Origin of the sequence: Mesorhizobium sp. M7A.F.Ca.US.002.01.1.1 (assembly GCF_004022955.1) — a bacterium.
Lineage (GTDB): Bacteria > Pseudomonadota > Alphaproteobacteria > Rhizobiales > Rhizobiaceae > Mesorhizobium > Mesorhizobium ciceri.
Map to the genome: position 1 here is coordinate 1 of NZ_RZQE01000998.1, position 737 is coordinate 737.

The following is a 737-nucleotide window of genomic DNA, read 5'->3' on the forward strand; positions in this document are numbered from 1 at the left end:
GTTCCAATTAGAGGCTTAATGTGGCGGTCAATGCGGCCTCTATCGATTGAGAGGGTCGATTGCTTCTTCGGCCGATTAAAGCGCGTTAGGATCGCCCCGGCCTCGGCAATTTCCATGTACCGATCGCAGAGATCGCCCACAGTTGGCGGCTTGGGGCGATCCCTATCGGCTGCCGGATCTTCACCTACCGCGACTAAACCGAGCAGCCGTTTGGCCTCATTCCGTGCTTGATCAACCGTCCAAGGAGATCCATAGCGGCCTATCGTAAGCCACCTTTGTTTGCCGCTCTGGCTGTATTTCAGGCAGAACGTCGGGTGCTTGCGCTGCCGTCTAACCCCGAACCCCGCAACTGACCCGCGCCCAGAATCCCAAAGTGTGGAATGGGCAGGCATCTCGTCAATATCAGTTTTGGTAAGAGGCACCGATCATCGCCCTAGCTACAGCCTAGCAACAGCTAGTATGGGAACTCGGGTGATTTGGAAAGACGTACGATCGTAAAAAGCTTAGTTAAAACAATCGATCGATGATCTGCCGGGAACTGGAGGGATACAGTAGCTATACGTTTACACCGAAGATGTCGGCGGTTCGAGCCCGTCATCGCCCACCATTCACACGATCTCCGGTGCGGTTGTCAGCCGTTTGGCGACATAGATGCTGTGGTCGGGCAATCCCGGCTCCCGCAACACTGCGAATCCGATGGCCCTGTAGAAGCGCAGCGCGTTGTGATTGTCCGGCAT

Annotated in this window: 1 protein-coding gene; it reads right to left on the reverse strand. The window is 55.6% G+C overall.

Translation table 11 applies throughout. From position 1 onward, the window contains the following. A partial coding sequence (locus EN932_RS37345) for an Arm DNA-binding domain-containing protein (protein ID WP_245483420.1) occupies positions 1-422 on the reverse strand: 422 nt, incomplete at its 3' end. Between the last annotated feature and the right edge of the window lie 315 nt (positions 423-737).